Source organism: Microbacterium canaveralium, assembly GCF_047238045.1.
GTDB lineage: Bacteria > Actinomycetota > Actinomycetes > Actinomycetales > Microbacteriaceae > Microbacterium.
Genome location: NZ_JBDFMA010000003.1, coordinates 392207 through 404646, shown reverse-complemented (window position 1 = coordinate 404646; position 12440 = coordinate 392207). Strand labels below are relative to the sequence as shown.

Annotated in this window: 10 protein-coding genes; 2 read left to right on the top strand and 8 right to left on the bottom strand. The window is 69.5% G+C overall.

Translation table 11 applies throughout. From position 1 onward, the window contains the following. The first annotated feature begins 25 nt into the window (after positions 1–25). The gene (locus ABC271_RS02845; RefSeq protein WP_412923404.1) at positions 26–988 is read left to right on the top strand and encodes an alpha/beta fold hydrolase; all 963 of its coding nucleotides are present in this window, start codon (positions 26–28) and stop codon (positions 986–988) included. Between the two features lie 13 nt (positions 989–1001). On the opposite strand, the gene ABC271_RS02840 is transcribed toward ABC271_RS02845, so the two are convergent. The 5 genes from ABC271_RS02840 to ABC271_RS02820 form a co-directional block, all read right to left on the bottom strand. Next, the gene (locus tag ABC271_RS02840; protein ID WP_412923403.1) at positions 1002–2225 is read right to left on the bottom strand and encodes an ADP-dependent glucokinase/phosphofructokinase; all 1224 of its coding nucleotides are present in this window, start codon (positions 2223–2225) and stop codon (positions 1002–1004) included. An 18-nt stretch (positions 2226–2243) separates the two neighbouring features. Beyond that, a complete protein-coding gene (locus tag ABC271_RS02835; RefSeq protein ID WP_076491598.1) occupies positions 2244–3107 on the bottom strand; it encodes a ketose-bisphosphate aldolase in 864 nt (287 codons plus the stop codon). 33 nt (positions 3108–3140) lie between these two features. Continuing rightward, on the bottom strand, positions 3141–3986 hold the full coding sequence (locus tag ABC271_RS02830; RefSeq protein WP_412923402.1) for a carbohydrate ABC transporter permease: 846 nt from the start codon (positions 3984–3986) through the stop codon (positions 3141–3143). A gap of 1 nt (position 3987) precedes the next feature. Beyond that, the gene (locus ABC271_RS02825) at positions 3988–4917 is read right to left on the bottom strand and encodes a carbohydrate ABC transporter permease (RefSeq protein WP_412923401.1); all 930 of its coding nucleotides are present in this window, start codon (positions 4915–4917) and stop codon (positions 3988–3990) included. Between the two features lie 72 nt (positions 4918–4989). Beyond that, complete coding sequence (locus tag ABC271_RS02820; RefSeq protein WP_412923400.1) at positions 4990–6282, bottom strand: ABC transporter substrate-binding protein; 1293 nt, start codon at positions 6280–6282, stop codon at positions 4990–4992. A 233-nt stretch (positions 6283–6515) separates the two neighbouring features. On the opposite strand from ABC271_RS02820, the gene ABC271_RS02815 reads away from it, so the two are divergent. Further along, positions 6516–7322, top strand: coding sequence for a DeoR/GlpR family DNA-binding transcription regulator (locus ABC271_RS02815; RefSeq protein ID WP_412923399.1), 807 nt, complete (start codon positions 6516–6518; stop codon positions 7320–7322). Here the strand turns inward: ABC271_RS02815 and ABC271_RS02810 are convergent, their stop codons facing one another. The 3 genes from ABC271_RS02810 to ABC271_RS02800 all read right to left on the bottom strand — a co-directional run bounded on the left by ABC271_RS02810 (position 7323) and on the right by ABC271_RS02800 (position 12387). Then, on the bottom strand, positions 7323–8447 hold the full coding sequence (locus tag ABC271_RS02810; RefSeq protein WP_412923398.1) for a PQQ-dependent sugar dehydrogenase: 1125 nt from the start codon (positions 8445–8447) through the stop codon (positions 7323–7325). After that, complete coding sequence (locus tag ABC271_RS02805; protein WP_412923397.1) at positions 8444–9466, bottom strand: zinc-dependent alcohol dehydrogenase family protein; 1023 nt, start codon at positions 9464–9466, stop codon at positions 8444–8446. The genes ABC271_RS02810 and ABC271_RS02805 overlap by 4 nt, the downstream gene beginning before the upstream one ends. 77 nt (positions 9467–9543) lie before the next feature. Further along, entirely contained in the window at positions 9544–12387 is a 2844-nt protein-coding gene (locus ABC271_RS02800) for an aminotransferase class III-fold pyridoxal phosphate-dependent enzyme (protein ID WP_412923396.1), read from the bottom strand. Positions 12388–12440: the final 53 nt, after the last annotated feature.

Sequence of the window (12440 nt, the reverse complement as noted above, 5' to 3'; positions counted from 1 at the left end):
ATCCGGAGTGCGGCATCCTGGACGGATGGCCGACGAGACCCGCCCCGCCGACGTCGATGTCCAGACGGTCCGGCGCGGGAGCGCCCAGACCCGAGTCACGATCGTGTCGACCGGTGCCCGTGGGCGGGCGTTCGTGCTCGTCGCCGGCATCGGTGTGGCGGCGAGCTACTTCGAGTTCCTCGCGCCGCTGCTGGCGGAGCACGGCGACGTGTACGCGCTCGACCTTCCCGGGTTCGCCGGGATGCCGGCATCCGGCGACGAGCCGACCGCGCGGTTCTTCGCCGACCAGGTCGAGGGCGTGATCGCCCACTACCGCCTGGAGAACCCCGTGCTCGTCGGCCACTCCATGGGAACGCAGGTCGTGGTGGAGGTGCTCGCCCGGCGCGACGATCTGTCGCACGCCGTCCTCGTGAGCCCCGTGGTCGACGAGGACGAGGCGTCAGCGTTCGTGCAAGCGGTGCGCTTCGTGCAGTCCACGGCGCGCGAGTCCCTGCACATCGCGGTGATGGCCGTGTCGGCGTACCTCCTGTGCGGGTTCCTCTACTTCGCCGAAGTGCTGCCCCACATGCTCCGCTACCGGATCTCCGACCGCATCCGGCACGTCGACGCCCGACTCCTGCTCATCCGCGGCGAATTCGACCGGCCCTCGCCCCGACGGCTGCATTCCCGCCTCGTGGCGCGGGCGCGCGACGTCCGACGGTGGGAGATCGAGGGCGCGGCCCACTCGATCGTCAACGGTCACGCCGTCGGCGTCGCCCGCCTCGTGCGTCACCACCTCGACGACGACCTCGCGGCGCGGGGCCGACTGTCCGCGGCCGAAGCGAGAGTGCCACCCGCGCGGCACGCCGACGTGCGCATGGTCCTGGATGCCGCGTCCAGCCGCATCGCGGAGTGGATCAGCGCCGTGCGGCACGACCAGGACGGCGTCGAGCGCGCCAAGGTGCGTCACGCGCGCCTCCTGTGGCGCGCGTACGTGTCGCGGCGCTGACCCCGCCCGGCGTTCAGCGCGGGACGCGGTCCTGCGCACGCGTCGCGGCAGCACGGACGGCCGCGGGCACCGCCGCGAGGAATCCGCCGACGAACGTGTCGCCGAGGCCGATCGTCGTCGGGTGCGCGACGTCGACGACGTGCGCGGCGACGCCGGCGGACGGCATCCGTTCCTCCACCGCGGCGACGACGGCGGTTCCGCCCGGATGGCGCGGCAGCGCCGCGGTGTCGTCGAGGTCGGCGATCGTGCACGCGTCGCCGACGCGGTAGCGGGTCGCGGCCGTGCGCACCGCGCTCACGAGCCCCGCGCGATGGCGGTGGGCTTCGGGCCCCACGGCGAGCGCCCAGTACTTGGTGTGGACCACGAGCGCGGGCACCGGGATGAGCGCGTGCACCTCGGTGAGCGCTGCGACGACGTCGTCCGGCGCGAGCAGGTCGACCGGGCGGTCCAGGTACTCCTGCAGTTCGTCCTCGTTCATGCCGTACACGTCGATGCGGTCGAGGAGCCGCCGCCGGACGATCGCGGCGAACGAGCGGTCGTAGAACCCCGCGTCCTCGTAGTAGACCATCGCCTCCCGCGGGAGACGGCGCATCGCCGCGGCCAGGTCGTCGAGACGCCGCTCGAGCAGGGCGGCATCCTGCATCGTGTTGAATCCCGACACGAGGAATGCCGCTGCCCCGGCGAGCGCGTCGCCGAGGCCGTCGGCGATCGCCATCTCGCGGTTGGGGGCGTCGTTGGCGAAGATCAGGCGATTCGACGCCGGTGCCGTCACCGTCCCGTCGGCGAGGGTCACCGACGTTCCCTCGGGGTACTGGACGATGAGGTGCGGATCGAGGGTGTCGCGCGTGGCCGACGAGACGACGCGCATCGAGCGGGGAAGCAGCCGCCGGACGGTGTCGTCGATGCTGACGAGGTGCTGCACCGTGGGGACACCGATCCGGTCGAGGGCGATGCCCGCGCGCACGCCGGTTCCGCCGAGTGTCACGGCCGTGTCGAACCGGGCGGCGAAGATCTCGATGATCTCCGAGCTCGAGACGAAGCGCTCGCCTCCCCCACCGGTGGCGAGGAAGGCGAGCACCGTCGCGACGAGCGTGCGCTCATCGACGATCGGCGCCGTGGTGACGAGCTCGTCGCGGCGGATGCCGTGCTCCCCCGCGAGGGCGGTGAGCACCTCGGCATCCCAGCGGATCTCGTAGTCGACGGTGCCGCCGAGTCCGAGGACGAGGTCTTCTGCCATGACGCCGATCATCTCCGATCAGTACAGGTCGGCCTTGCCGGCGGCGCCGAACAGGTCGATCTTCTCGGCCGCGGTCACCTTCATCGCCGCGATCGGCTCGGGCTGGATCGCGTTGGGCTCGCGCAGGCGCCGGTCGGTGCCGAGCACCTCGCGCATCCGGTCGTGGTAGGCGACCTTGATGTCGCTGGAGATGTTGATCTTGTTGATGCCGAGCGACACGGCCCGCGCGAGTTCGGCATCGGGGTTGCTGGATCCGCCGTGGAGGACGAGGGGGATGCCGACGGCCGCCTTGATCTGCTCGAGCAGGTCGTGACGCAGCTCCGGGTTCTTGTCGGAGGGGTACAAGCCGTGCGAGGTGCCGATGGCGATCGCCAGGCTGTCGACGCCGGTCTGCTCGACGAAACGCACGGCGTCATCGACGTTGGTGTAGATGATCTCGGCCGCACCCGACTCGCCGTAGCTGTCGTTCGCGCCGATCGTGCCGAGCTCGCCCTCCACCTGGATGCCGGCCGCGTGCGCTGCCTCGACGACCTTGCGGGTGATCGCGACATTCTGCTCGAACGGCTCGAGCGAGGCGTCGATCATGACCGACGTGAAGCCGGAGTGGATGGCGGTGATCATCTGCTCGTACGAGCCGCCGTGGTCCCAGTGGATCGCGACGGGCACGCTCGACCGGTGCGCGCGGGCGTGCATCGCCGGGATGAGGTCGGTCGTGATGTGAGAGACCTCGTCGGGGTGGATGGCGATGATGACCGGGGCGGACTTCTCTTCGCTGATGTCCATGATCCCGGTGAACATCGCCCAGTCGGAGATGTTGAAGGCCGGGATGGCGAAGCTGTGGGCGTTCGCCACGTCGAGGATGGACTTGCCGGTGTAGAGCACGGATTTCTCCTTGTCGGGGGTGGTGGTCGAGAGTCAGCTCTTCACCGAGCCGGCCGTGAGGCCGCTGATGAAGAAGCGCTGGAAGAACAGGAAGAGAACGAGGACCGGGATCGAGCCGAGGATGCTCATCGCCATGATCTGGTTCCACTCGTAGGAGTGCTGGCCCATCAGCAGCTGGATGCCGATCGGCACCGTGCGCATGTCGATGGTGCGCGTGAGGGTCAACGCGAAGAGGAACTCGTTCCACGCGATCATGAACGTGTAGATGCCAACCGAGACGATGCCGGGGATCGAGATGGGCACCAACACCCGCCAGAGCGCGGTGAACGAACCGGCGCCGTCGACGCGGACCGCCTCGTCGAGCTCCTTCGGGAGCGTGTTGAAGTAGCCGGTCATCATGATGATCGCGTAGGGCAGCGTGAACACCATGTAGGTGAGGATCAGGCCCGGGTAGGTGTTGTAGAGCTTCAGCGTCACCATCAGACCGAAGTACGGGATCAGCAGCGTGATCGGCGGCACCGCCTGGACGCTGACGATGATGACGTTGACGATCCGCTTGCCGCGGAAGTCGAACCGGCTGAACGCGTACGCCGCTTGGATCGCCACGAGGAGCGTCAGGACCGTCACCGCGCCCGCGACGACGTAACTGTTGATGAAGAAGCGCACCGTCTCCGGGGTCGTGAAGATCTTCACGTAGGCGTCGAACGAGAACGTCTCGGTGATCAGGCGCGGCGGCAGCTCGAAGATCTGGGTGTTCGACTTGAACGAGCTGGAGAGCATCCACAGGACGGGGCCGGCCGCGAAGACGGCGCCCAGCACCAGTCCGATCAGCACTCCGGTCTTGGCGACGCGGGTGCGCGCCGTGGTGGTCAGGGCCATGTCAGTCCCTCGCCTTCTGGTGGCGGACGTAGAGGACCGCGATGATCATGGACATCGCCAGCACGAGCACCGCCGACGTGGCTGCCGTCGAGAAGTCGTACGTGGCAAACGCGAGCTTGTAGGTGTAGGTGCTGAGCATCTCGGTGACGTCGATCGGACCGCCGCCCGTCGTGAGCCAGATGAGGGCGAACTGCTGCGAGGTCCAGATGAGGTCGAGCAGCAGGAGGCTGACGATGATGGGTCGCAACTGCGGGATGGTGACGTTCCAGAAGCGCTGCACGGGGCTCGCGCCGTCGACCGTGGCGGCTTCGTAGAGGTCGGTCGGGATGCCCTGGAGACCCGCGAGCAGGCTCACCATGAAGAACGGGTAGCCCGCCCAGATGTTGATGAAGGTGACGGTGCCCAGCGCGAGCTGCGGCGACGCGAGCCACTCGATGTTGGTGTTCAAGAGGAAGTTGACGATGCCGTTCGGCGACAGGAGCATGCGCCACAGCACCGCGATGACGGCCACGGTGAAGAGCCAGGGCAGCACGTAGAGTCCGCGGAAGATGGCCCGGGGCACCGCGCCGATGAGGCGGCTGTTCAGCAAGAGGGCGAAGGACAGACCGAGGACGAGGTGGGCGGCGACGCTCGTGAGCGTGAAGAAGAGCGTGTTGCCGGTGGCCTTCCAGAAGCCCGCGTCCGTGAGGACGGTGATGTAGTTGTCGAGCCCGACGAACTCGGGGTTCTTGTTGGTGATGACGTTGTCCTGGAACGAGTACCCGATGACCATGACGATCGGCACGATCATCAGGACGAACAGCAGGATCAGCGTCGGGGACAGGAAGGCATAGGCCTCGGATGCCTTGCGGAGCTGGCGCGTGCGCCGGGACGCGGGGCGGCCGGTGACGATCAGCTCGGTATCGGGGGGAGTGAGGGTGCGCATGGTCATGGTGTGCGGCCTTCCTGGCGGGGATGCCGCACCGCCCGGTGCGGCAGTGCGGCATCCCCTGTCAGTGTCGGGTCAGAACTTCGCCGTCCATTCGTCCTGGGCCTTCTGCAGCGCGTCCTTCATCGACTGCTGGCCGTCCAGGGCGGATTGGAACTGCTCGCCGAACTGGCGCATGAGGTCTTCGGCGACGGGCAGACCCGTGAACTCGTTGGCGGGGTAACCGGCCTTGTAGATCTCGAACGCCTTCTTGAACAGCTCGTCGTCTTCGACGAACGTGGGCACGGACTCGGTGTTGCCGGGGAAGGCCTTGGCCATCGTCGAGAGCTCCGAGTTGACGTCCTTGCCCATGAGGAACTGCACCAGCTTGAAGGCCGCGTCCTTGTGCTCGGAGTTCTCGGCGACGCCGATGCCCCACGAGGCGTAGGGGATGCCGCGCTCGCCGGTGAAGCCGTCCTCGGCGGGGATCGCGGAGATCGAGAAAGTCAGGTCGGGGTTCGACTCGCGGATGAGGTTGATGTGGGCGAGCGAGTCGATCATCATGCCGACGCGGCCGTTCGTGAACTCCTCGACCTTGTCCTGCTCCTTCATCGTGAAGGATCCGGGGGCGATCACCCCGTCGTTCCACAGCTGCTGGACGTAGTCGGCGGCCGAGGTGACGTCCGCGTTGGTCAGGTCGGGCTTGCCGTCTTTGAGCATCGATCCGCCCGACGCCCACACCCACGACATGACGTCGTTCTGCACGCCGTTCGGGGCCTCGAGCGAGAGCGGGAGCACCCACCCGGAAGCCTCGCCGCCGAGCGCCTTGATCTTCTTGGCCGCGTCGGCGAACTCGGTACGCGTCGACGGGGGCGTGTTGACGCCGGCCTGGGCGAGGATCGCGTCGTTGGTGAACATCGGGTACACGAAGTTGACGACGGGGATCATGTACGTGCTGCCGTCGACCTTGATCTGGCTCGCGAGCTGGCTGTCGTCGAAACCGGCGTCGCTCATCAGCTGCGACAGGTCGGCGATGACGCCCTGCTTCGCGAAGTCGCTGACCCACGCGCCGTCGAGACCGACGACGTCGGGCATGGTCCCGGAGGCGGCGCCCGCGAAGAGCTGCTCCTTGGTCGAGGCGTACGGCCCGCTGACCAGGTCGACCTTGATGCCCGGGTTCTCCTGCTCGAAGGTGTCCATGAGCGCACGGAACTGGCCGTCGGGCAGCTCGGGCTCCCACCACTGGGCGAATTCGATCGTGACGTCACCGCCGTCGGACGGGGCCGCCGAGTCCGACGAGCACCCCGCCATCGCCAGGAGGGTCGTGGCCGCTGCGGCGGCACCGACGAGCTTGATGGCGTTCCGACGCCCGCGCCCACTGTTGTCCATCGTTTCTCCTCATTGAGATCTGCTGCATTTCGCGCTGTTCTGCGCGTTCTTGCTTCTTTCAGCATGAGTATGCGCGTATGTGCGTCGGCGCGCAAGGCGACGATGCAGATTCGTGACAATAGCGGCACTGAGCAGCGTCGCATCGCGGCCACATCGGCAGAATAATGCTGTTTCGTGCCGATTCTGGCAGAATCTCCTCGAACCGTTTGCCGCTCTGTGCTAGAGATGACGGCATGGAGGGCACAACCACTCAGAACAAGAAGCGGCTGCCGGCGGGGCGGAAGGCCGAACTCGCCGCGTACGTCGCCGAGACCGGCCAGGTCACCGTCGTCGACCTCGCCTCGCACTTCGGCGTCTCGATCGACACCGTCCGCCGCGATCTCGACCAACTCGACCGCGAGGGGATCGTCGTCCGCACGCACGGCGGCGCGGTGAGCGCGATGTCGGTTCCCGGGCGCGATCGCGGTCTCGACGTGCGCCTGCAGATGCAGACCGCCGAGAAGGAGAAGATCGCCGCGCTGGCGGCCGACCTCATCGAAGACGGCTCGGTCGTGATGCTCAATGCCGGAACGACGACGCTCGCTGTCGCGCGCGCGCTGCGCAACCACCGCAACCTGACGATCGCGACGAACAACCTGCGCATTCCCGCCGAGATCTCTCCGCAGGTCTTCCGCGACCTCTTCATCTTCGGCGGCGCCGTGCGCACGATCACGCAGGCCACGACCGGACCGGTGACGCTCGCCGCCGGCGCGCGCGGCGCCGACGTCGACATCCGCTGCGATTACGCGCTCATCGCCGTCGGAGCGGTGGATGCCTCGGGCTTCTCGACCAGCAACCTCGGCGACGCGACGATGATGAGCGAGATGATCCAGCGCGCCGACCGCACCGCGATCCTCGCCGACTCCACGAAGCTCGACCGGCGACTCTTCGCCCAGGTCGCGGCGCTCGAGAAGGCGGACTACCTCATCACCGACGCTCCGCCCTCGCCCGACCTCGCGGCAGCGCTGGCGGAAGCCGGTGTGACGGTGCTCACGCCCTGATCAGCCCGTTCTCAGCGGGACGCGCAGGATCGCGTCGTCGTCGCCGCCACCGCGATCGGTGTTGCTCGTGACGATCCACAGGGTGTCATCGGGGGCGACGACCACGTCGCGGATCCGGCCGTACTGGCCCGCGAAGAACTCCCGCGCGCTGGCCGGGTCGGCCGTCGGAACGACCCGCACCCGCTGGCCGCGCAGGTTCGCGACGACCACCGAGCCGTCGACGACCGCGAGGCCGCTGGGGCTGGCATCCGCGGGCGCCCACTGCTGCACGGGGTTCACGAAACGGTCGTCGTCGCCGAGGCCCTCGACCTCCGGCCAGCCGTAGTTCGCGCCGGGTTCGATGACGTTGAGCTCGTCCCACGTGTTCTGGCCGAACTCGGAGGCGAACATCGTTCCCGCCGTGTCCCACCCGATCCCCTGCGGGTTGCGATGACCGAGGCTCCACACCGGCGAACCGGGGAACGGGTTGTCGGCGGGCACCTCGCCCTCGGGGGTGACGCGCAGGATCTTGCCACCGAGCGACTCCGGATCCTGGGCGCGCGCGGGCTCGGCGGCGTCGCCCGCGGTGATGTAGAGCATGCCGTCGGGTCCGAAGGCGATCCGGCCGCCGTTGTGCGTGCTGGCCGAGGGGATGCCGTCGACCACCGTCTCTGCGGTGCCCAACGCGAACGACCCCGGCGCGCCGTCGAGCGGGAACCGCATCACCTGGTTGCCGTCGGCGGTCGTCGCGTAAGCGTAGAGGTAGCCGTCGGCGTGGGCGATGCCGAGGAGCCCGCCCTCGCCGCGCGGGGCGACGTCGGGAGCCTCCCCCACGACACGGGTGCCGTCCCCGACGATCTCGAGGATCTCCCCCGTGTCGCGCTGGCTCACCAGCGCCGCCTCGCCGACGAACGCCACCGACCACGGCGTGGTGAATCCGGATGCCACGACCTCCGGCTCCCCGGCGGGCACGACGAACGCGGGCGGCGGAACCGACGGCGACGAGCTGATCACCGGCGGCGCGGGTGGGGAAGAGGACGGAGGCATGGCATCCGTCTCCCGCTCGCCCGTGCACCCGGCCAGGGCGGCCAGTGCCAGGGTGAGGCCGGCCGCGAGTCCCGTACGGCGTGTCGTCGAGGGGCTCATGGGATCGTCAGCAGCACCTTGGTGGCGCGGCGTTCGTCCATCGCGCGGTAGCCCTCCGCGGCTTCCTCGAGCGGGAGGGTCAGGTCGAACACCGCGCCCGGGTCGATCTCGCGGTCCCAGATGAGCTGGATGAGGTCGGGGAGGAAACGCCGCACGGGCGCGGGCCCGCCGTGGAGGTGCACGGCCGAACGGAACAGCTCCTGTCCCTCGAGCGTGACGTCGTGCGAGACCCCGACGAAACCGATGTGCCCGCCGGCGCGGGTGGAGCGGATCGCCTGCTCCATCGACTGCTGAGTGCCGACGGCCTCGATCACCGAGTGCGCGCCGAGCCCGCCGGTGAGCTCCTTGACCTTCGCGATGCCCTCGTCGCCGCGCTCCTCGACGATGTCGGTCGCACCGAAGCGTCGCGCGAGCTCCTGCCGGTCGGCGTGGCGCGACATCGCGATGATGCGCTCGGCGCCGAGCTGCTTCGCGGCCAGGATGCCGAGCAGCCCGACCGCTCCGTCACCGACGACGGCCACCGTCTTGCCGGGACCGACCTCGGCCGCCACCGCGGCGAACCACCCGGTGCCCAGCACGTCCGAGGCGGCGAGAAGCGACGGGATCAGGTCGTCGTCGGGCTGGCCCGGGGTCGCGACGAGCGTGCCGTCGGCGAGCGGGATCCGGGCGAACTCGGCCTGCGTCCCCACGCGCCCCATGGGCACGACGTGCACGCAGCGCGACTGGTATCCGGCCTGGCAGATCTCGCACGTGTTGTCGGATGCCATGAACGAACCGACGACGAAGTCGCCGACCTTCACGTTCTTCACCGCGTCGCCGATCTCGGTGACGACCCCGACGTACTCGTGGCCCATGGGTGTGGCATCCACCTTGTCGGACCCGCGGTACGGCCACAGGTCGGAGCCGCAGATGCACGACGCGGCGAGACGGATGATGGCGTCCGTCGGTTCCTGGATGGTCGGGTCGTCCCGGTCTTCGACGCGCACGTCTCCGGCGGCGTGCATGATGACTCCACGCATGGCGGTTCCTTTCGGGCGGAGGGATGTCTTCGTCCGGTCTACTCCTCCGACCCGACCGCGATGCGGGGCTTGCGCGATCAGAAGCCGGTCGTCAGCACCCGGTCGAGCATGTCGGCGAAGTAGTCGACCGAGTCGCGCGAGACGCACAGCGGCGGCTTGATCTTCAGCACGTTCTGGTGGTCGCCGGTGGGCTGCATGACGACGCCGAGCTCGAGCAGGCGGTCGCAGATCGCGGCCGTCTCCTCGGTCGCGGGCTCGAGGGTCTCACGATCGCGCACGAACTCCAGCCCGAGGTAGAGCCCCGACCCGTGCACGGTGCCGACGAGGGGATGCCGCTCCCCCAGCGCCTCGAGACGGGCCTTGAGGTGCCCGCCGACGACGCGGGCGTTCTCCTGCAGCCCCTCGTTGCGGATGATGTCGAGCACCGTCAGCCCGACGACCGACGACAGCGGCGAGCCGCCCGTGGAGGAGAAGAAGTAGCCCTGCGTGCGGTAGCGGTCGGCGATCTCGCGGCGCGTGATCACGGCGCCGAGCGGGAAGCCGCCGCCGATCGACTTGGCCACCGCGACGATGTCGGGCACCACGCCCTGCTGCTGGAAGCCCCAGAACCACCACCCCAGGCGGCCGAAGCCGACCTGCACCTCGTCGGCGATCGCGAGTCCGCCGAGCTCGCGCACCGTCGCGTAGACCTCCCGCAGGTAGCCGTCCGGAAGCGCAACGCCACCGGCATTGCCGTAGAAAGTCTCACTGAGGAAGGCGGCGGGCGCGTGCCCCTCGGCGGCGAGCGCGCGCAGACGCGCGACCGCTTCGGGCGCGTAGCGGGCGGCATCCGCACCCCGGTGACGGCCGCGGTAGGAGTTGGCGGCATCCACGGTGTGCACCCAGTCGGGGCGCGTCTCGAGGGCGTTCGGGTTGTCGGCGATCGAGGTCGACACCGCGTCGCTGGCGTAGGTCCAGCCGTGGTACGCCTCGGCCATCGCGACGACGTCCGTGCGCCCGGTCGCGGCCAGGCCGAGCCGGATCGCGAGGTCGACGGCCTCGGAGCCGGAGTTGACGAAGAACACCGTGTCGAGCTCGTCCGGGAGGGTCGCGGCCAGCCGTTCGCCGTACTCCGTGATCGCGGCGTAGTGGAAGCGCGAGTTGGTGTTGAGCAGCCGTGTCTGCCGCGACACGGCGGCATGGATCCGCGGGTGCGCGTGGCCGACCGAGGCGACGTTGTTGACCATGTCGAGGTACACGCGACCGTCAACGTCGACGAGGTACTCGCGCCAGCCGCGCTCGATCCGAGGCGGACGGGAGTAGTAGTGCTCCTGCACCTCGGCGACGACGGCCTCGCGACGTTCGAGCAGATCGTCGGGGCCGGCTGCGGGCGCGGCGACGCCGAGCGCGGCAGTCGCGTCACCGATCACGGCGCGCCACCCGGGCAGATCGCTCGGTCGCACGGCATCCGGAACGTCGGCGGGGTCGAGCCTCGTGAGCAGCACGCGAACGCGCGTCCGGGCGGGCACGTCGACCGTGCGCGCGGGCGAGTGCAGGATGCCATCCCCCACGCGCACCGAGAGCGCAGCGTCGGGCAGGGTCAGCGTCGCGGGAGCCGCGAACCACACCGACGCGGCCGTGGGGACCGTCGCCGGTTCCTCGGGGGTGCGCGAGGGGGCACCGAGCAGCGTCGGAACGAGCGCGGGAAGCACGACGGCGTCGGCTCCCCCGTCGAGGAGGCGCCGGGCTGCGCGCTCGAGGGCGTCGTCGTCGAGCCACGCGCCCTCGTCCGCGAGCGGCGAAAGGGTCGTGGCATCCAGCACGACGGGGCGGATCGTCTCGGGCAGGATCGACGCCCCCTCCCACGCCGGAGCGGGGGCGGACGGGCGACCGAGGGCGTGACGGATGCGGGCCGTCGCCACCTCGAGGGGCACCGCGACCGACCGGCGGAGGATCTCGAACTCGCGGTCGAGGGCACCGCTGGCGTAGTCGTTCGCGTCATCCAGCCGCACCTGCTGACGGCCGCTCAGCACGAGCACGACCCCGCGCAGCACGACGAGGGGCCACAGCGCCGTGATCTCGTCGTCGGAGAGCGGACGACGTCGGTCGAAGGCCGCGATCGCGGGGAGGGTCGAAACGGATGTCGCGCGGTCGTGGTGCAGCACCGACGACACCGTCACCGCGATCTCGCCCACGGCCCACGAGTCGATGACATCGCCGAAGTCGATCACGGCGTCGGGGAGCGTCCCCACACCGTGCGGGCGCAGGACGTTGTCGTCGGTGACGTCGAAGTGGCCGAGCTGCCGCGGGAGCCCGTCGGCCACCGGGGACAGCACGGCGAGCGCCGCGGCCGTCGCCGCGGCGCAGTACTCCCGAACCTCGGCATCCGGTTCGGTCGCCGCGATCTCGGCGATCACCCGCTCGGCGTGACGCAGATCCCACTGGAGGACTCGACCGGAAGCGGGGTGGGTCTCCTCCGCGAGCGCAACGCTGACGGCGGCGGCGAGTTCGCCGAGCCGCTCGATCACGCGGGGCGCGAGGTATCCGGAACCGGTGAGAGTCGCCCCCGAGACGAAGGAGATGATCCGCGCGTGCAGACGCCCCTGACTCGTCTGCCACCACCCTGCCACGGGGCCGCGCGGGCCGTCGACGACCTCGGGGATACGAAGCCCCGGCTCGGCCCTCGCGACCGCTGCCGCCGCGGCATCCTGCATCTCGATCTCGATCTCGCTGAAGACCGGGTTGCTGATCTTCAGCACCCCCAGCGGCTCACCGCCATCGACCGGACGGACGAGGAAGTTCTGGTCCTGCTGGCTGCCGAGACCCTGCAGCTCGACCTCGAGGCCGTGCACTTCGCGGAGCAGCTCGACGGCCTCGGCGGTCGGGAGGGTCGGTGTCGGCAGCTCACCGTGGCTGAAGTAGTCGAACAGGGTCTCGGTCATGGCGGGCTCCATGGTGCGCGGAACGGGCGGGGCGACGGTGCCCCGGGTCTTCG

Excerpts from the sequence above, each read along its gene's own strand:
- ABC271_RS02815 (WP_412923399.1), top strand. The coding sequence starts at position 6,516 with ATGGAGGGCACAACCACTCAGAACAAGAAGCGGCTGCCGGCGGGGCGG.
- ABC271_RS02810 (WP_412923398.1), bottom strand. The coding sequence starts at position 8,447 with ATGAGCCCCTCGACGACACGCCGTACGGGACTCGCGGCCGGCCTCACC.
- ABC271_RS02840 (WP_412923403.1), bottom strand. The coding sequence starts at position 2,225 with ATGGCAGAAGACCTCGTCCTCGGACTCGGCGGCACCGTCGACTACGAG.
- ABC271_RS02830 (WP_412923402.1), bottom strand. The coding sequence starts at position 3,986 with ATGGCCCTGACCACCACGGCGCGCACCCGCGTCGCCAAGACCGGAGTG.
- ABC271_RS02825 (WP_412923401.1), bottom strand. The coding sequence starts at position 4,917 with ATGACCATGCGCACCCTCACTCCCCCCGATACCGAGCTGATCGTCACC.
- ABC271_RS02845 (WP_412923404.1), top strand. The coding sequence starts at position 26 with ATGGCCGACGAGACCCGCCCCGCCGACGTCGATGTCCAGACGGTCCGG.
- ABC271_RS02805 (WP_412923397.1), bottom strand. The coding sequence starts at position 9,466 with ATGCGTGGAGTCATCATGCACGCCGCCGGAGACGTGCGCGTCGAAGAC.
- ABC271_RS02820 (WP_412923400.1), bottom strand. The coding sequence starts at position 6,282 with ATGGACAACAGTGGGCGCGGGCGTCGGAACGCCATCAAGCTCGTCGGT.
- ABC271_RS02800 (WP_412923396.1), bottom strand. The coding sequence starts at position 12,387 with ATGACCGAGACCCTGTTCGACTACTTCAGCCACGGTGAGCTGCCGACA.